Here is a 21,448-nt window from a genome sequence, read left to right on the forward strand (position 1 = left end):
ATGGGAGACGTTATTGATATATATGGTTTATCACCTTTGCAAAAAGGAATACTGTTTCATACTTTATACGATCAAGATGATGAATATTCTTTTTCCTATATTGTACAAGTAGGTTTCTTGCTCGGGGGGCAATTGGATGTTGCTACTTTTGAAAAAGCTTGGGAATATGTTATTCAACGACATGAGGTTCTGCGCTCAGTATTTGTTTGGGAGGAAGTAGAAAAACCTCTACAAGCAGTTTACGAACGTCTTCCTTTTACTATTCATCAAGAGGATTGGAGTACCCATTCGTATGAGGAGAAGGAGAAGAAATTACACCAGTTTTTGACTGCAGATCGTAGCAAAGGATTTTTATTGGATGAAGCACCATTGATGAGAGTCACTGCGATTAAAGAAGCAGAAGGGGAAACGAGAATTATTTGGACACATCATCATATTTTACTAGATGGATGGAGTGTGTCATTGGTCTTTAGTGAAGTGATGGAAGTTTATCTCAAGATGATAAAGGGAGAATTGTTGAATCTTCCTAAATCTCTTCCTTATAAAAAATATATCCAATGGATAAATAAACAAGATCAAAGTCAAGCAGAGGAATTTTGGAAAGAAGAATTAAAAGGGTTCTATGCACCTACTCCATTAGCAATGGAAAGAAAGGATCAAGGACAAGAGAAGGGTTATGGGGAGTTTGCTTATCAAGTATCTGAGGAACTTACTGAGAATTTACAAGAGTGGGTACGAAATAGTCGATTAACGTTGAATACGTTAGTACAAGGTGCATGGGCTTATTTGATGAGTAGGTATAGCGGTGACAGTGACGTCGTATTTGGCGTAACTAGCGCTGGACGTCCTACTGATTTAATAGGAGCAGAGAATATGGTGGGGCTATTTATTAACACATTGCCTACCAGAATTCGATTAGCGGATAATACATCAGTAGTAGATTGGCTTCGTAAAATACAAATGAAAGAAATGGAACGAAGACAGTATGAGTATAATTCGTTGATAGATATTCAAGGCTGGAGTGAGGTTCCGCGAAATAGCTCCTTATTTCATACCTTGTATGTGTTTGAAAATTATCCAATTCAAGGTGAGAGAAATGATGATTTAAGATTACTAGATGTTACAAGCACGGAACAAACAAATTATCCTTTAACACTCATTGTAATGCCCGGTAAGAAAATTACTTTAAAGTTGATGTATGATCGAAGCTATTTTAATGAAGAAGCAATAAATCGGATTCAGAATCACTTATTGCAAATATTAATTCAGATGACGAAGAGCCTAGATTCAAAACTATTTGAAATTACTCATTTAACAGAAGAAGAACAGATACAGTTACTAGAGGAATGGAATCATACTCAAGTTAATTATTCGGCTGAAGGCATGATTCATACGATGTTTGAGGAGCAAGTTAAAAAAACACCGGAAGCAATCGCGGCTAGTTACGAAAATGAACAAATTACCTATAAAGAGTTGGAGAAGCGTGCAAATCAGCTAGCTCATTATTTACAAAAGCATGGTGTAGGCCCAGAGTCTCTAGTTGGGGTATATATGGAACGTTCATTACAAATGATGATAGCGTTATTAGGTATTCTAAAATCAGGAGCAGCGTATGTTCCACTTGACCCTACTTATCCAGAGAGTCGACTTCGATATATATTAGAGGATGCTGGAATCGAAGTACTAGTGACGGAAGAGAATTCTAAAAATTTGTTTGTATCTGAAAATATTGAAACGATTTGTATGAATAAAGATTATACTGCAATTGAAAAAGAAGAAACAACCCCATGTATAAGTGGTGTAACAGGAGAAAATTTAGCGTATGTTATGTATACTTCAGGATCTACAGGGAATCCAAAGGGAGTAATGATTGAGCATCATTCAGTAATTAATTATCTAGAATGGATGCAACATAAATATCCGCTCTCTGAAAAGGATGTGGTCTTGCAGAAAACGCCATTCTCATTTGATGTCTCTGTTTGGGAATTGTTTTGGGGCATTCACGTTGGTGCAAGTGTATCTTTCCTACCTCCAGGTGGAGAAAAAGATCCTTCTATTATAGCTGAAGTGATTAAACAACATCAGGTTACTATAGTTCAATTTGTACCTTCGATGTTATCTGTTTTCTTAGATCACTTCAATCATATTGAAATGAACATGAATTGTTCGTCCGTACGCCATGTATTTTCTGGTGGAGAAGAACTAAGTTCAGGGTTAGTTAGACGATTTCAACAGAAATGGAATTATAGTGGACAAGTGAAATTAACCAACTTTTATGGACCAACTGAAGCCACTATTTATGTGAATGCATTTGATATTCAGCCTAATCAAGAATTTGTTTCTATTGGGCAGCCAATACAGAACACGCAATTATATGTATTAGACCAAAATCAACGCTTGCAATCAATAGGAACTGAGGGTGAGTTATATATTGGTGGTGCTGGTTTAGCGCGTGGATACTTAAATCGTCCGAATCTTACTGCTGAAAAATTCGTTTCGCATCCATATCGATTTGGGGAACGACTATATCGAACAGGAGATTCAGTAAGATATCTAACTGATGGAAATTTAGAATTTATAGGTAGAATGGACCACCAAGTCAAAATGCGTGGTTTTAGGATTGAATTAGGAGAAATTGAAGCGACTTTAGAAAAATGTTCGTTTATTAAAGAGGCTGTCGTATTAGTTAGAGAAGATCGTCCAGGTGATCAACGATTGGTTGCATATGTAATAAGCGATGGAAATACCCAAGAGTGGAGAGAGTATTTACAAAAACAATTACCGACTCATATGATTCCAGCGCACTTTATAGAGTTAGAACACTTCCCGCTTACTCCAAATGGGAAAATTGACCGAAAGGCCTTGCCAGCACCTGATGAGCAAGCTATTGAAGATTTAAATGTGCTACCTCGGACGCCATCGGAAGAGCTTATTGCCTCGGTTTGGGGTCAAGTGTTAGGGATAGAAAATATTAGTATTCAGGATTCCTTCTTTGAACGTGGTGGGCACTCACTACTTGCTACTCAAATCGTCTCTAGATTGCAAGAACTGTTCCAAATTAAAATTCCATTACGTGAACTTTTCAAGCACGATACAGTGGAAGCATTGGCGAAACGGGTGGATCAGTTACGAAAAGAAGATAAAAAACGAGAGGTTGCTCCCCTTGTACCTATGAAACGAGAAGAAATTATCCCACTTTCCTATGCGCAGAAACGTCTATGGTTTATTGATCAATTAATGCCAAATAGTGCTATGTACAATATTCATGCAGCGTGTCGCTTAACAGGTGAATGGTCAATTGAAGCATTGGAGGCCGGATGGAATCAATTGTTGGAGCGTCATGAATCATTAAGGACGATAATTCTAGAACAAGAGGGTGAACCTTTTCAACAAGTTCAATCTCATGTATTCAGACATATTCCTCAAACGAATCTAACAGATCTCTCTTTGGAAGATAGGGAAAGAGAAATGAAACGGCTCATTCAAAACGAAGCTGAGGAACCATTTCATTTTGGACAAGATCCTCTGATTCGAACAAGAATATTGAAAGTGGACAGGGAAGAATGGATTCTCATTTGTACGATGCATCATATTATTTCAGATGGATGGTCAATGGGAATCTTACTTGAAGAATGGATGGCTTTTTATGAAGGAGCATTAAGCGGCAAACCGGCGGAATTGAAGGAATTATCTATCCAATATGCAGATTTTGTCATGTGGCAGAAGGAATGGCAAAAAGAAGAAAATTTGAATCAGCACCTTCAATATTGGAAGGAAGAATTATCTGGGGAACTACCGGTTTTACAATTACCGATGGATCGTCCTCGACCTGCAGTTCAAACCCATCGTGGTGCAAGTCAGTCCTTAATAGTGGCGAATTCCCTACAGGAAAAGCTCAAAGATTTAAGTCTGCAAGAAGGATGCACTTTATTTATGACATTGATGGCAGCGTATCAAAGCTTCCTTTCTCGTTATACAGGACAGGATGACATCTTGGTTGGAAGCCCAATCGCTAATCGAAATGTGAAAGAGATTGAGGGATTAATAGGTTTCTTTGCAAATACGTTGGTTTATCGAGCTGATTTCAGTGAAAATCCGTCGTTCCAAGAACTTTTGTCGCAGGTAAGAAAAAAAGCACTAAAAGCATACGAGTATCAGGACATCCCATTTGAGAAAGTGGTAGAATCCGTAAAGCCGGAACGGAATACAAGTCATTCACCAATATTCCAAACTATGTTTACTTTACAGAATGCGAAGCAAGAATTTCCTCAGCTATCTGAAAGACAAATGGAACTCATGGAAAGCCATGCTTCTGTAGCGAAATTTGATTTGAGTTTATTTGTTACTGAGACGGAAGAAGGATTATCACTAACCTTTGAATACAATACTGATTTGTTTGATGATACAACCATTGAACGTATGGCAAGTCATTTTGAGCATTGGTTAAATCAAATTGTCTCTCATCCAAAAGGTGTATTATCAGAACTGAATATGTTATCGAAAGTAGAATATAAGCAACTACTAGAGGAATGGAATAAATCGCGTGTTATAGATATGGAAGAAAGTACGATTCATACAATGTTTGAAGAACAGGTGAAAAAAACACCAGAAGCAATTGCAGTAGTGTGCGAAGATGAAGAACTAACATATCGAGAGTTGGACGAACGCTCGAATCAGTTGGCACATTATTTACAAAAAAATGGTGTAACATGCGAATCATTAGTTGGGATTTGCGTCACACGTTCATCTGAGATGATTGTCGGTCTCTTAGGAATTATGAAGGCGGGAGGAGCATATGTCCCAATTGATCCAGCGTATCCGAAAAGTCGACTACAGTACATTTTAGAAGATGCTCAAATAAAGGTACTGGTGACACAGGAAAAGTTACAACAAAAAATGGTTATACCTAAACTCGTCAACGTGATTTGTATTGATAGTAATCGAGCAGAAATAGAACAAGAAGTAACTACGGTATGTACGAGTGAAGTGACGGGCGATAACTTAGCCTATATTATCTATACTTCAGGTTCCACTGGAAATCCAAAGGGAGTAATGATTGAGCACAGGAATACAGTAACAATGATTCATTGGGCGCATCATACGTATTCCCGAAAGGAATTAGCGGGAGTGTTAGCTTCAACTTCGCTATCTTTTGATTTATCCGTTTTTGAAGTATTTGTTCCCTTAACGATGGGTGGTAAGGTGATTGTCACTGAAAATGCTCTACATCTAGAGAAGTTGTCTACCAAAGGTGTAACTTTGGTTAATACTGTACCATCGGCAGCGAAGGAACTGGTTCGAGCAAAAACAATCCCTTCTTCGGTAAAGGTGATGAATTTGGCTGGAGAACCATTGCCATATTCGCTTGTTCAAGATTTATACGAGAGAAGTACGATCGAAAAGGTGTACAACCTATATGGACCGTCCGAAGATACTACGTATTCCACGTATATGGAATTAGAAAAGTGTGACATGCATAGGGTACCACCAATTGGTAAACCAATATTCAATACAGAAGTATATGTACTGAGTGCCGAACAAAAAATGGTTCCAATTGGTGTAGTTGGTGAGCTATACATTGGTGGATCAGGGTTAGCGCGTGGATATTTAAACCGCCCTGACTTAACGCAAGATCGTTTTATACCGCATCCGTTTAAAGAAGGAGAGCGAGTATACCGGACTGGAGATCTAGTAAGGTATTTACCAGATGGAAATTTGGAGTATGTTGGACGAATCGATCATCAAGTGAAAATTCGTGGGTTCCGGATTGAACTAGGAGAAATTGAAGCGACATTACAAAGGCATACACTGGTTAACGAAGTTATTGTGATGGTGCAGGAAGATTATCCTGGCGATCCGCGTTTGATCGCCTATGTTGTAGGAGACGGGGATGCTCAAAAGTGGCGTGATTATCTCAAGGATCAACTACCAAATTATATGATTCCAGCCTATTTTGTTGGATTAAATGCATTTCCACTCACTCCTAATGGGAAAATTGATAGGAAGGCCTTACCAGCACCAGAGAGACAGGAGATAGCAAGTGGTTATATTGCTCCTCGTACGTCTACGGAAAAAACAATCGTTTCGATATGGCATGAAGTTTTAGGTATGGAAAACATCGGAATTCAAGATTCATTTTTTGAAATTGGTGGCCATTCACTACTCGCTACGCAAGCTGTTTCCAATCTTAAAGAGGCTTTTGGAATCGAGATACCATTGCATGATTTATTTATGTTTCATACGGTGCAGCAATTGGCAGAACAGATTGATCAATTGCTCGATAACAAAAATCAAGAAATGCAGAATGATAGTAAGGAGAATGTAAGTCTTCAAGACTATGTTCAAAAAGAAGCAGAAGTCAGTAATGATGAAGAATTATTGGAACTACTTAAGCAATTAGAGGAGCTATCAGAGGAAGAAGCACAAGGGATATTCGAGAGTAATTTGATTGAGGAAGGGGTAAAAAAATGAGAAGTGATTTACTTGCAAAGCTGAGTTCACTTTCTCCTGAGAAGAGAGCATGGCTTCAGAAGCAAATGCAAAAAAAGGAGAATAAAGAAGCACTCCCGTTGTCTTATGCACAACAACGCTTGTGGTTTATGGACAGATTTAATCCAAACAGTTCTTTATATAATATTCCAACAGTATGGCATCTAAAAGGAAATTGGATACCTGAAGCATTAGAAAAGGGATTCAATCGACTCATTGAACGCCATGAATCATTACGAACTGTTTTTAAAGAAATAGGAGAACAACCTGTGCAACAAATTGTCGAATTCCTTCCTAGAGCATTACCTGTAAGATATTACTCTCAACTTCCTCTAGAAGTAAAAGAAAAAGAGGTAGATAGTTTAATTGCGAGAGAAGCGCAAGAACCATTTGATTTAATGAATGGTCCTTTAATTCGTAATCAGCTTGTTCAATTAGAGAAGGATGAATGGTTATTACTGTGTACGATGCATCATATTATTTCTGATGCTTGGTCCATTGGTATATTCATGAATGAATTACTTGCTTTCTATGAAGAAGAAACGGGCGGAAATCATGCTAAATTAAGTTCACTATCCATTCAATATGCAGACTTTGCGAAGTGGCAAAAGGAGTGGTTGCAAGGTGATGTGCTAAATCGTCAGCTTACGTATTGGCAGGAAGAATTGTCTGGTGAACTTCCTATCTTACAACTGCCAGTGGATCGACCTCGACCGGTTAAACAGACTTACTCTGGGGCTACGCATCATGTAATTTTTCCTTATAAATTGCTCAGTCAATTGAAGGATATAAGTCGACAAGAAGGATCTACTTTATTTATGACTTTAATGGCCGCATACCAGAGCTTTCTTGCTCGTTATACGGGGCAAAAAGATATTCTAGTTGGTAGTCCGATTGCAAATCGAAACCATAAGGGAGTAGAAGGATTAATTGGTTTCTTTGTTAATACGTTGGTTTACCGATCAGATTTGAGTGGCACCCCTACTTTTCGAGAGATTTTGAACCAAACAAAGAAAAAGGCGTTAAAAGCTTACGAATATCAAGATATACCATTTGAAAAAGTGGTAGAAGCTGTGCAACCTGAACGAAGCATGAGTCATTCCCCTATATTTCAGACCATGTTTACGCTACAGAATATAAAACAAGAACGACTAGATTTGCCTGATAGAAGTATTGAAATGGTAGAAAGTAATATGTCTATTGCTAAATTTGATTTGAGCTTAACTGCCTATGAAGTGGAAGAAGGTCTATTCGTCTCATTTGAATACAACACGGATTTATTTGATAGTAGTACCATTGCACGTATGGCAGGACATTTTGAGAACTGGCTAAATGAAATCACGTATCATCCAGATGAATCATTTACAAAGCTGTCAATGTTATCGGATAATGAGCAAAAACAACTCCTAGAAGAATGGAATGATACGGACGTAGTTTATGGTCATGATTGTATGATTCATGAGCTATTTGAGCAGCAAGTTGCACGGACACCTGATGCAGTGGCGGTAGTTTATGAGGGTGGAAAGCTAACGTATCAAGAACTTAATGAAAAATCGAATCAATTGGCACATTTTCTACAAAAACGAGGTATCGGACCTGAATCATTGGTCGGTATATGTATTGAACGTTCTCCTGATATGATTATCGGTCTCTTTGGGATTTTGAAGGCAGGTGGGGCTTATGTCCCACTGGACCCAAGTTATCCCGAAAACCGCCTGAGATATATTTTGGAGAATTCACAAATTCAAGTGCTGTTAACAAAAGAAACACTACAGGACTGGTTACCTAAAGATATTCAAGCAATTTGTTTAGACCGGGATCAAGTGATGATTTCTAAAGAGAGTAATTTAGCTCCGGTAAGTGGAGTAACAGCAAATAACTTAGCCTATATCATATACACTTCGGGTTCGACGGGAAATCCAAAGGGGGTAATGATTGAACATCATTCCGTTATCAATCGCCTACAGTGGATGCAGAAAAAATATCCATTGTCCGAGGAGGATACAATCCTACAAAAGACACCGTTTTCGTTCGATGTTTCTGTCTGGGAATTATTTTGGTGGTCATTTGTAGGAGCACGTGTTTGTTTACTTCCACCAGCAGGAGAGAAAGATCCTGCGGTGATTGAGGAGTATATTGAACGATACCGTGTATCCACCATGCACTTTGTTCCGTCGATGTTATCTACTTTCTTAGATTATATGGAACTATATAATTCGAAAAGGGATGTCTCGTCTTTAATTCAAGTTTTTACTAGTGGAGAAGCGTTAAACACTGAGCAGGTTCGCCGGTTTAAGGGGATCTTTTACAATGTTCAGCAAACAAAGTTAATTAACTTGTATGGTCCTACTGAAGCAACTGTGGATGTGACTTATTATGATTGTGATTTAGAAAAAGAAGCAATGCTTATTCCGATTGGTCGTCCGATTGATAATACAGAGTTGTATGTGCTAGATCAATATCAACAAGTCGTCCCGATTGGTGTGGCAGGGGAACTTTACCTTGGAGGAGTAGGATTGGCACGTGGCTACTTCAATCGACCGGATTTAACTACTGAACGTTTTATTTCGCATCCTTTTAAGGACGGGGAACGATTATATCGAACGGGTGACTTGGTGAGATATATGAATGATCGTAACTTAGAATATATTGGAAGAATAGATAACCAAGTTAAAATTAGAGGATTCCGAATTGAATTGGGAGAAATTGAAGCAGCTTTACATGATTACTCATCTGTAAAAGAGGCAGTCGTGTTGGTGAAGGAAGATCGACCAGGAGATAAGCAATTAGTAGCTTATGTAGTGGGTGAAGGGGATACTGGAGAGTGGCGTGAATATCTCAAGAAGCAACTGCCACATTATATGGTTCCGGCATACTTTTTCAAAATTGAAGGTATGCCACTCACTCCAAATGGTAAGGTGAATCGGAAAGCCTTACTGGAATTAGAAGAACAGTTCATAAGTGAAGATATTACTTCATCACGAACACCAGTGGAGGAGCTTATCGTTTCCGTTTGGAGTCAAGTGTTAGGAATAAAAAATATTAGTGTTCAGGATTCCTTTTTTGAAATCGGTGGTCATTCACTACTAGCTACTCAAGTAGTGTCACGTTTACAGGGAATTTTTCAAATCGAATTACCAGTACGTGAACTATTTGAATATACAACGGTGGAGTCACTGGCAAAGCGATTAGATCAGTTACGTAAAGGAGATAAAAAACGAGAGATTCCGCCGCTAATACCAATGAAACGAGGAGAAGCTATCCCACTATCTTATGCCCAACAACGCTTATGGTTCATTGATCAATTTACACCTAATAGTGCCCTTTACAATATGCCAATGGTATGTCGCCTCACAGGGAATTGGCTACTTGAAGCATTGGAAACGGGATGGAATCAACTAATAGAACGTCATGAATCACTGCGGACGGTCTTTCACGAAGTGAACGGTCAACCCGTACAGCAAATTGAACCGTATGCTTTTCAATCAATTCCGAAAACGGATTTAACTATGCTTTCTTCTGAAGATCAAGAAGAAGAAGTTAAACGTTTAATTCAACAAGAAACAGAAGTGCCATTTGATTTAACAGAGGGTCCATTAATCAGGACAAGTATTTTGCACGTGGGAGAGGAAGAATGGATACTCCTTTGTACTCTACATCATATCATTTCAGATGGATGGTCAATGGGAATCCTACTTGAAGAATGGATGGCATTTTATGAGAAAGCAACGGATGGAAAGGTAGCGGAACTTGAACCATTACCGGTTCAATATGCAGACTTTGCTCAGTGGCAAAAAGGATGGCTAAAGGAGGAGGTGCTTAATCAACAACTCCAATATTGGAGGGAAGAATTGTCTGGGGAGCTTCCTGTACTCCAACTTCCTATGGATCGCCCGCGTCCCGCAATACAAACTCATCACGGGTCGACATACACTCTGGTTCTGCCAAGCAGGCTACATGATAAATTGAATGAACTTAGTCGAAAAGAAGGGGCTACACTCTTCATGACGCTTTTAGCTGCATATCAAAGTTTTCTATCTCGTTATACGGGACAAGAAGATATTCTGGTCGGAAGCCCAATTGCGAATCGGAATTATAGAGAAATTGAAGGACTAATTGGTTTCTTCGTTAACACGCTGGTTTATCGAGCTAATTTGAGTGGTAGGCCGACATTTCAAGATGTACTATATCAGGTTCGTCAAAAGGCATTGAAGGCGTATGAATATCAAGATATTCCATTTGAAAAAATTGTAGAAGTTGTGCAACCGGAACGAAGTACAAGTCATTCGCCAATCTTCCAGACTATGTTCATCTTGCAAAATATGAAACAAGAGTTTCCGATGTTATCTAGTAGAAGTATTGAAATGATAGAAAGCCATAGTCCAATTGCAAAGTTTGATTTAAGTGTAATGGCAGCTGAGACGGAAGAGGGATTACTTTTTACTTTTGAGTACAATAAGGATTTATTCAATGCTACTACTATTGAACGGATGGCAGGACACTTTGAGAAATGGCTACATGAAGTTTCTCATCGCCCACAAAATCCGTTGCATGACCTGAGCATGCTATCAGAACCCGAGCGTACTTTGTTATTAGAAACATGGAATGACACTGTAATGGAAATGTCTCATCAGGGTCTTATTTGCGACAGATTTGAGGAGCAAGTAGCAAGGCGTCCGGATGCGATTGCGGTAGTTGATCAAACAAAACAGTGGACTTATGGTGAACTGGATGCACAAGCAAATCAGTTGGCAAATGTTTTACAGCGAAAGGGAGTAGCCCCAGAGTCAGTGGTAGGAGTTTATCTTCCGAGGTCAGCTGAGCTGATGGCAAGTTTACTAGGCATTTTAAAAGCTGGTGGAGCTTATGTCGTTTTAGATCCGTTGTATCCAAAATCAAGGTTAGAATACATGATTGAAGATGCAGGAATTCAATTTGTAGTGACGGCGGAAGGACAAGAAGGACATTTCGCACACGTCGAAATGGTGATGTTAGAAGAATTAACGGTGGAAAGCGTAATCGCACCTACACGTCAAATAAATCCAGAGAACTTAGCCTATATTGTCTATACCTCTGGTTCTACAGGAAAACCGAAGGGTGTCATGGTTGAATATCGCTCATTAATGAATATGGTTTCTTGGCATCAGGAAGTTTATCATATTTCAGCAGAGGATCGTGCGACTCAGATTGCAGGGGTTGCTTTTGATTCGGCTGTTCAGGAGATTTGGCCGTATCTAACTGCTGGTGCAGCACTCTACTTGTCAACAGAGGAACTGAGAATTAATCCAGAAGCACTAAGGGACTGGCTCATTAATTCACGAATAACAGCTAGCTTTGCACCTACGCCTATTCTGGAAAGACTCTTGAAATTATCTTGGCCAGATAAAACGGATCTTCGTTTTATCATTACTGGTGGGGATCAATTAACACAGTATCCATCTAACGATATTCCTTTTGCGGTAATTAATCAGTATGGTCCATCGGAAAATACAGTCGTTACCACAGATAGTTATGTACCTATAGGGGTGACAACAGGTACGCCATCGATTGGTCGACCGATTGCGAATACAGAAGTTTATGTATTAGATTCTCATCTTCAGCTAGTACCAATTGGGATAATTGGAGATCTCTATATTGGAGGGAAGAGTCTTGCACGTGGATATGTTAATCGTCCGGATCTTACAAAGGAAAAATTTATTCCACATCCTTTCAAGTCAGGAGAACGTCTCTATTACACAGGAGACAAAGCAAGTTATCTTTCTGATGGTAATCTCCAGTTCCATGGTCGTATAGATGACCAAGTGAAAATTCGTGGTTTCCGGATTGAATTGGGAGAAATAGAAGCTGTTTTGCAGTCACATTCCTCTGTAAAAGAAGCAGTTGTATTGGTACGAGAGGATAATCAAGGTGATAAGAGATTAGTAGCTTATGTAGTTGGTGAAGGAAGTGTCCATGAATGGCGAGAACATCTACAAACACATTTACCAAATTACATGGTTCCAACAAACTTTATTGAGATGGAATTTTTACCACTTACACCGAATGGAAAACTTGATTTGAAGGCATTACCTATACTTAGTGAACAATCCGCTGAAAATACTGTATACCCACGAACTCCGCTGGAAGAACTTATCGCTTCAGTGTGGAGTCAAGTGCTAGGAATAGGAGACATTGGTGTTCAGGATTCTTTCTTTGAGCTTGGTGGTCACTCTCTACTTGCTACACAAGTGGTCTCACGCTTACAGGAAGTCTTTCAAATCAAATTGCCAGTACGTGAACTGTTCGAATATTCAACGATCGAGGCATTAGCGAAACGAATGGATCAGTTACGTAAGGGGAATGAAAAACGAGAAATTCCACCATTGGTGCCGATGGAACGCGGAAATAATATTCCACTATCTTATGCCCAACAGCGCTTATGGTTTATTGATCAATTTGCACCTAATAGTGCCCTTTATAATATGCCAATGGTATGCCGCCTTACAGGGAATTGGTTACCTGAAGCATTGGAGTTGGGATGGAATCAGTTGATAGAGCGTCATGAATCTTTGCGGACGGTATTTTATGAAGAGGATGGCCATCCTGTGCAGCAGATTCAACCGTATATTTTCCGTTCTCTGCCACAAATGGACTTAACTAAGCTTTCATTAGAGGAGAGAGAAAGAAAGTTGGAGCAATGGATTCAAACTGAAGTCGAATCTCCATTTGATTTAGAACAAGGGCCATTGTTCCGTGGACAAATTATAAGAATTTCAGAAGAAGAATGGGTTCTTCTGTGTAATATGCATCATATTATCTCAGATGGATGGTCGATGGAAATCTTACTTCAAGAATGGATGGCATTTTATGAGAATACGATTGGTGAAAAACAAGCAGAACTGGAACCACTACCAGTTCAATATGCCGATTTTGCTCAGTGGCAAAGAGAATGGTTGAAAGATGAAGTACTATATCAACAACTTGCATATTGGAAGGAAGAATTATCTGGTGAGTTACCAGTCTTAATGTTACCAATGGATCGTCCGCGTCCGCCAGTGCAAACCCACCATGGATTAACTCATAATGTTTTGTTATCGCGCCCATTACTGGATAAATTAAACGAACTAAGTCGTCAAGAAGGGGCCACACTTTTCATGACCTTATTGGCATCGTATCAAAGTTTCCTTGCTCGTTATACGGGACAAACGGATATTATTGTTGGTAGCCCAATTGCAAATCGAAATTATCGAGAAATTGAGGGGCTGATTGGTTTCTTTGTCAACACCTTGGTTTATCGAGCTGATTTAAGTAATGCACCGGCATTTCAAGAGTTGTTGTCTCAAGTGCGGATAAAAGCATTGAAGGCGTATGAGTATCAAGATGTTCCGTTTGAGAAAATTGTAGAGGTTATCCAACCTGAACGAAATACAAGCCATTCTCCGATTTTCCAAACCATGTTTACTTTGCAAAATGCGGGACAGAAGCTACCAGAACTACATGGAAGAAATATAGAAGTAATGGAAAGTAATGCTCCAATCGCTAAGTTTGATTTAAGTTTAACAGCTGCAGAAGTGGAAGAGGGTTTATTACTTACTTTTGTTTATAGAACTGATTTATTTGACAGCTTAACTATTGAATCCATGGCTGAACATTTTGGAAACTGGTTGAATGTAATCGTGGAGAATCCTGATAAATCATTGGCTAAGTTGCCTATATTATCAGGATTACAGCAAAAACAGTTGAAAGATTGGAATAATAATGCTGTAGCATATCTACGGGAAAGTACGATTCATCAGTTGTTTGAAGAGCAAGTAAATCGTACACCTGATGCGGTAGCAGTGGTAGATGAAAAACAGCAGTTAACATATCGAGAGCTGAATGAAAAAGCTAATCAATTGGCCCACTATCTTCAGCAATGTGGGATTGGGACTGAATCATTAGTTGGAATTTGCTTTGAGCGTTCAGTTGAGATGATTGTTAGTATTATGGGGATCTGGAAGGCTGGAGCAGCATATGTTCCATTGGACCCATCATATCCAGAAAGTCGCATACAATATATTTTGGAGGACACTGAAATTCAAGTATTAGTTACGAATGAGTCATTAGAAGGTTGGATCCCCAAAGAAGTCAAGGCAGTTTGTCTAGATAGGGATCAGGCAATGATTTCAAAAGAAAGCATTCTTTCACCAAAATGTGAAGTAACAGGAGAAAACCTAGCGTATGTTATCTATACTTCGGGATCGACGGGGAACCCAAAGGGTGTCTTGATACAGCATCATTCTGTAATAAACTTGTCGCATGGTTTACAAAAAGAGGTTTTCGAACATGAGATACCATCTAACATGCATGTCGGTTTAAATGCGTCAATTGCCTTTGATGCATCTATTCAGCAATTACAAATGCTGCTTTATGGTTCAAGTTTGTATATTATTCCAAGCGAAGTACGAAGTGATCCGGAGCAGTTTGTAGCTTATATTAGGGAGAACAAGTTAGAAATCTTTGATATAACACCTTCATTGCTTCAATTACTTATAGATGTCGGATTGTTAGAAACGTGCGATTGCGTTCATGTTCCAAGTAAGGTACTGGTTGGTGGTGAAGCAATTATGCCGTCATTATGGGAACAGCTAGTAGAGACTGATAAAATCCAGTTTTATAATGTATATGGTCCTACAGAATGTACGGTTGATGCAACATGCTATCATATCAAAAAAGATAGTAAGAGAGTAACAATTGGGCGTCCATTGCCTAACATCCAAACTTATGTATTAGATAGAAATAGGTTGCCAGTTCCAGTTGGTGTGATGGGGGAACTTTATATCGGAGGAGCAGGTCTAGCAAGGGGGTACTTGAATCGTCCAGAGTTAACATCCGAACGATTTATTTCTCATCCATTCAAAGAAGGCGAGAGGTTATATAGAACAGGTGATCTTGTGAGATATCTTCCTGATGGTAATATAGACTACTTGGGAAGAATGGATAATCAAGTGAAGATTAGAGGATTTCGAATTGAACTTGGAGAGATTGAGTCGACTTTACAAGAGCATGACTTGGTAAAAGAGGCAGTTGTAATGGTTAGGGAAAATCAGTCGGGAGATAAGAGGCTGGTAGCTTATGTAGTGGGCGAAGGCAATTTAGAAGAATGGCGAGAGTATCTTAAAACAAAGCTGCCAATCCATATGATACCTTCCTACTTTGTCGAAATGAAAGAATTACCGCTAACCATAAATGGAAAGATTGATCGGAAATCGTTACCTATACCAGATTATCAAGGAACACAAGAAGGATACGTGGCCCCAAGAAATGAACGTGAACATAAGCTTTCTATCATTTGGGAACGTGTGCTAGGTTCAAAACGTATTGGTATGAATGATAACTTCTTTGAAATTGGTGGAGATTCAATTCTTAGCATTCAGATTGTCGCGCGCGCGAAGCAAGCTGGTTTACAATTGACACCAAAACAAATATTTGAACACCAAACGATTGCTGAGTTGGCGCAAGTAGTCAAAGAAGAACAAGGTGTACAAGCTGAACAAGGAATTATAACTGGAGAGACGATACTTACACCTATTCAGCAAAGGTTTTTTGCACAAAATCATCCTAACCCACATCATTGGAATCAATCCATGTTCTTCAGAACGAAAGAGAAATTGGACATAGGATCACTGGAAAAGGCGGCAGGTAACCTTCTACTTCATCATGATGCTCTGCGTTTAAGATATGAACGTTTACCTAATGGGGTTTGGAAACAGTGGAATGAAGGAATAGAAGAACAATTGATGCTTACTGTCATTTCATTAGACGAAGTGCCGGAAGCGGATTGGCATCAGGTTATTCAAAAAGAGATTAATGTTGCACAAGAAAGTTTGAATTTACATGAGGGTCCGCTAATGAGAATGGTGTATTTTGATGAAGGTGAGCACGCTGGCCGATTATTTTGGACAATTCATCATTTAGCCGTGGATGGTGTTTCTTGGCGAATTTTATTGGAAGATTTGCAAACAGCATATACGCAAGTAGTCCAGGGTCAGAAAATTCAATTACCTATGAAGAGTACATCTTTTAAAGAATGGTCGGAGAAATTACATCATTACGCTGAAACTGGACTATCAAAAGAAGTGCTACATTACTGGGAGGAGCAGGCTGAACAAGACGTAGTTAAATTGCCGGTAGATGGTACTATAAGTAATCCAGTAAGCGCAGTAACTGAGGAAATTACTGTGGTGTTAAATGAGAATGAGACCCGTATGTTATTGCAAGAGACTTTAAGCATTCACCGTGTCCAAATCAATGAAGTATTATTAGCAGCATTAGTACAAGCTACGGCAGCATGTACGGGGCAGCCGATATTGAGCGTAGATTTAGAGGGACATGGTCGAGAAGAGATTATTGAAGATGTTGATTTATCGAGAACTGTGGGATGGTTTACAAGTATTTACCCAGTTCATTTAAATATTACTAGTGCTAATACCCCAATTGCAGCATTAAAAGCAGTTAAAGAACAAGTTCGCAAAATTCCTAATAAGGGTGTTGATTATGGGGTGTTGCGTTACATGAACACAACAATGTGTGAGCCATTAAGCTCCCAATATACACCGTCTATTAGTTTTAACTATCTTGGACAATTTGACCAAATGTTTTCTAGCGATGCAATGTTTATTCCGGAGAACGAATTTAAGCGTTTAGATCATGCTGCCGGTTCCAAGCGATCGCATGTAATTGATGTAATTGGGGTTGTAACGGATGGAAAACTTCAGTTCACTTGGGTATACAATGTTGGACAATTTGCCAAATCAACGATTCAAAGTATTGCACAGAATATGCTATATCAACTGAGTACATTGATTCAATTTTCAGATAGAGAATCTGCACTGACCATTTCGGATTTTGCAATGGCTAATCTTAGCCAAGAAGGTTTGACAAATGTACTAAACAAAATGCATCGCGGAAAGAACAATCAGATTACTGATTTATATCCACTATCACCTTTGCAAGAAGGTATGATTTTCCACACATTGCATGACCAAGGGGATGAACATGTTGCACCGTATATAGTGCAATTGAGTTTTATGATTCAAGGGGAAATGGATATTCCTACTTTTGAGCAGGCGTGGAAATCTGTAATTCAGCGGCATGAAATTTTTCGTACAGCATTTGTATGGGACGAAATTGAAGAACCTGTACAAGTGGTGTATGAAAATATCCCATTTAAAGTGAACAAAGAAGACTGGCGTACAATGACAAGTGAAGAGATAGAGGAAAAAAGAAAAGTCTTTTTGGCATTAGATCGAAAACAAGCCTTCCAATTTGATGAAGCACCATTGATGCGGGTAACAGTCATTCAAGAAGGTGAGGAAGAATATCGGATTGTTTGGACCCATCACCATATTTTACTGGATGGATGGAGTTTACCATTAGTATTTAATGAATTACTTACAGTCTATCAGAAGAGAATGAATGGAGAAGCTGTGAAGTTACCTAAGTCCTCACCATATAAGAAATATATCCAATGGTTAAGAGAGCAAGATAAGGAGCAGGCGGAACAATTTTGGAGAGGGAAGCTAAAAGGTTTTACTGCGCCAACTTTGCTGGGCTTAGAAAGTAAAGAGGAAGAAAAAGGTTACACAGAGAAGGTTACGTATTTATCAGAAGAGCAGACTCAAGCGTTACAAGGATGGGCGAAACGCAATAAACTTACTTTGAGTACAGTAATTCAAGGTGCATGGGCATATCTCATGAGCCGATATAGTGGAGAAAATGACATTGTTTTTGGTGTAACAAGCTCAGGGCGTTCTACGGAGATTATTGATGTTGAAAACATCGTAGGTCCTTTCATTACAACGTCACCGACGCGAATTCAATTGATGGATGATATAAAATTAATAGATTGGTTGCAGAAGATACAAGAGGAAGAGATAGAAAGAAGACAATATGAGTATGCTTCTTTGACAGAGATTCAGGGGTGGAGTGAAGTTCCTAGAGGAATACCGCTGTTCAATAGTTTATATGTGTTTGAAAATTATCCAGTGAAAGAGGAGTCTTCAGAAAATCTGGAAATTGGTGAATTGGAAGGGGTAGAACAAACCCACTACCCATTAGGGTTAGCTGTAGTTCCAGGAATCCAGTTATCGTTAAAGTTAATGTATGACCGTAGTAAGTTTAATAGAGTAACCATTGAACGAATGCTGGGTCATTTACACCAAGTGTTAATGCAAATGCTCAAAAACATTGATCAAAATCTATCGGAGCTAGTATATATTACGGAAGCTGAACAAAGAAAGCTATTGGAAGAATGGAATAATAATACTATATCCTATCCACGTGAGAATGCAATCCATCAACTATTCGAAGAGCAAGTAAATCGTACGCCTGACGCGTTGGCAGTGGTAGATGAAAAACAGCAACTAACATATCGAGAGCTGAATGAAAGAGCTAATCAATTAGCCCATCATTTACAGAAATGTGGAATTGGGACAGAGTCATTAGTTGGCCTTTGCTTTGAGCGTTCAGTTGAGATGGTTGTTGGTCTCATGGGAATTTGGAAGGCTGGAGCAGCCTATGTTCCATTAGATCCATCGAATCCGGAAAGCCGCCTGCAATATATTTTAGAAGACACGGGAATTAGAGTGTTAGTTACAAATGAGGTATTACTAGGATGGATACCTAAAGACATCAAGACAGTTTGCCTAGATAGGGACCAAGCAATGCTTTCTCAAGAAAGCAAACTTTCACCAATATGTGAGGTAACAGGGGAAAACTTAGCGTATGTTATCTATACTTCTGGTTCGACAGGGAATCCAAAGGGGGCTTTAGTACAGCACCATTCTGTAATAAACCTATCCTATGGTTTACAAAAAGAAGTTTTCTCACATGACATACCTAGTAATATGCGCGTCGGTTTGAATGCGTCAATTGCCTTTGATGTATCTATTCAGCAATTACAAATGCTGCTGTATGGTTCAAGTTTATATATTATCCCAAGTGAAGTTCGCACTAATCCGGAACGATTTGTGTCTTATATTAGGGAGAATAAATTGGAAATGTTTGATATGACACCTTCATTACTTCAATTACTTATAGATGGAGGATTACTAGAAACAAGTGCTGATGTTCATGTACCAAGTAAGATATTAGTCGGTGGTGAAGCAATTATGCCGTCATTATGGAAACAGCTAGTAGAGACTGAAAAAATTGATTTTTATAACGTATACGGTCCTACAGAATGTACGGTTGATGCAACGTGTTATCATATCGAAACAGATAGTAAGAGGGTTACAATTGGACGTCCGTTGCCAAACGTTCAAACTTATGTATTAGATAAAAATTTGTTACCTGTTCCAGTTGGTGTAACAGGTGAGCTATATATTGGTGGTGCAGGTATAGCGCGAGGATACTTGAATCGTCCAGAATTAACAACAGAGCGATTCATCCGTCATCCATTTAATGAAGAAGAGCGTTTATATCGTACGGGAGATTTGGTTCGTTATTTACCTGATGGTAATTTAGATTACTTGAGAAGAATTGATAATCAAGTGAAAATTAGGGGCTTTCGTATTGAACTTGAAGAGATTGAAGCGAGTATAGAGAGGCATCCATTGGTAAAAGAAGCAGTAGTTTTGGTAACAGAGGATAAATTAGGAGAGCAGAGATTGGTTGCTTATGTAGTTGGAGATGGAAGTATGCATGACTGGCGTGAATATCTCAAGACACAAGTACCGAATTATATGGTTCCCGCACACTTTATAAAGGTAGACAAGATTCCTCTTACACCGAATGGAAAAGTTGATCGAAAGGCATTGAACAGTTTAACAATTCAAAGAGAAAATAATTTGTCTACACCAATCATTCCAAGGGATGAAATTGAATATCAGTTGATTAAAATCTGGCAGGATGTGTTACAGATAGAAGATGTCTATGTAAATGATGATTTCTTTAATAGAGGGGGACATTCTCTCCTTGTAATTAAATTGATTTCAAAAATTAAGGAGAAGTTTGGAAAAGAGATTAAGGTGTCTACATTGATTAAGAATCCAACAGTGGAAGGAATCGCATGCCTTATTCGTGATAAGCATGATATGACGAAATCAGTAGTAGCGCTAGTTCCACTACAAGAATCAGAGAAAAGACCTTTCTTCTGCGTTCATCCGTTTATGGGGAATGTATTCTGTTACATTCAACTAGCAAGATTGCTTAAGAACCATTGTTCATTTTATGGTTTACAGAATCCTCTTATAGAAAAGAAAGAAATTGACGAGTTAACTTTGCCGGAAGTAATTCAACTTTACATCGAAGAAATAAAACGTGTTCAGCCAGAAGGTCCATATCGTCTTGGAGGATGGTCTTTAGGCGGTGCAATTGCTTATAAAATCGCAACTGTACTAAAGAATCAAGGTGAGGAAGTTGAGTTGTTGATACTAATGGATACTAAAGTACCTTCAGAGCAGGACTATAAAACAAGAGAAGAAATGCTCTCGTATATATATGAGCATTTCATTCCTAGAGATTTTACTGAGCAGGAAGAAGGCCTCATCCATAAACAAGATATGCTTGTGGAGCGATTAATTATGGAGGGAGTACTCCCGCCTGATGCAGATCTTATGAATTTGAAGCAAGTTATCAATGCTCATAGGAAATGCCTGAACTTAATGGCAGAGCATGATTTAATACCATACTCTGGAGAAGTTCTCTACTTTAGTGCTGAGGAAGGAAAAGAGTTGTTTACAGATTGGGGACCTTTATTAAAAGGTAGAGTAAATAGGTATTCAGTCCCTGGATCACATGAGGAAATAGTAGATTCACCTGCAGTTGAAAAAATAGCTATGTATCTACTAAATGAATTTGAAGGAATAAAAGAGAAGTCCATTTTATTAACGGAAAAGTAGAGAGTATAAAAGATGCAAAGCAATGAACGAAAAGGGGAGACCAATACCTGCATATCAAGTGTAGGGAATAATGAATATATTAAGAGCATTACTTTTTA

Annotated in this window: 2 protein-coding genes; both read left to right on the forward strand. The window is 38.8% G+C overall.

Going from position 1 to position 21,448, the window contains the following annotated elements; all coding sequences use genetic code 11:
* Positions 1-6,471 (forward strand): amino acid adenylation domain-containing protein, encoded by a 6,471-nt coding sequence (locus ACTFRU_RS00370; protein WP_440037379.1) that lies wholly within the window; start codon positions 1-3, stop codon positions 6,469-6,471.
* Complete coding sequence (locus ACTFRU_RS00375) at positions 6,468-21,350, forward strand: non-ribosomal peptide synthase/polyketide synthase (protein WP_440037380.1); 14,883 nt, start codon at positions 6,468-6,470, stop codon at positions 21,348-21,350. Before ACTFRU_RS00370 ends, ACTFRU_RS00375 begins: the two co-directional genes overlap by 4 nt.
* Positions 21,351-21,448: the final 98 nt, after the last annotated feature.

It is taken from the genome of Bacillus cereus group sp. MYBK220-1 (assembly GCF_051916445.1).
GTDB classification, from domain to species: Bacteria; Bacillota; Bacilli; order Bacillales; family Bacillaceae_G; genus Bacillus_A; species Bacillus_A cereus.